We start from the raw sequence: 853 nt of genomic DNA on the forward strand, positions 1-853 counted from the left end.
CATGCCCGTGGCCATGTGAAAAGCACAGGTGGGCTGATTGGTGGCGCCAACCTGGATGACGGCGACCAGATCTTTACCCATGCGGCTCTGCCCATGGCGTTCCTGCCCAAGGAACCCCTGGACCTGAGTTATATCGGTCTGGTCGATGAAGGCAATGGCCGCTGGTGTGCCACCCAGGAAGATGCCGATGGCGATATCTTCTGTATCCAGACCGTGGGGGAGTCAGCGATCCCGGTGGAGATCAATGCCCAGCATGTGATGGGCACATCACTGACCGCCAACGCTACCCTGGCCATTCCGGTTCTGGGCGATCTGATTCCGTTACCGCTGGAAACGGGAGCACTGGTGCTGCGTTTTCGGCCCTATGACGACAAGCCCCCGCAGCCTTTGCGCGGGTTTGTGGTGAACCAGATTGACCCGGACACCGGTGAGGAAATCGACAATCCGATCTTCATCACCCGCCTGGATGCCTGGCTGGATGCACCGGACCTGCGGCTGCTCTCCGCTTTGATCCCCGGTGGGCAAGCTATCCCCAATGTGGCGGATGCCAACGTGAGAAGCCTGCCGGTCTCTGCCTACCTGACCGGGCCGGTGAAATTCCTGCGCAACGGGCAGATCACGCTGGAGTCGCGTAATGCGTCCGCCATTGCCGCAACGCTGAACCTGTCGGTGGATCTTGGCGCCCTGATTCCGGTGCTGGGCGATCTGCTTGATCTGATCATCGGCGGCATCGTCCCCGAAGAAGGTGTGGGCTCTCTGGAGCTGGGCATTGCCAAGGACGACTTCCGCATCCGTGTGGTCAACAACCCGACCCACGCACGCCTCACTACGGCTGGTCAGGAAAATGCGGGGG

1 protein-coding gene is annotated in these 853 nt (G+C 61.0%); it reads left to right on the forward strand.

Annotation, left to right across the window (positions count from 1 at the left end; translation table 11 throughout):
* On the forward strand, window positions 1-853 hold an 853-nt coding region (locus B3Q33_RS03085), incomplete at both ends, for a hypothetical protein (RefSeq protein ID WP_286826829.1).

Source organism: Alcanivorax sp. UBA3183 (assembly GCF_002364155.1).
Classification (GTDB): Bacteria; Pseudomonadota; Gammaproteobacteria; order Pseudomonadales; family Alcanivoracaceae; genus Alcanivorax; species Alcanivorax jadensis.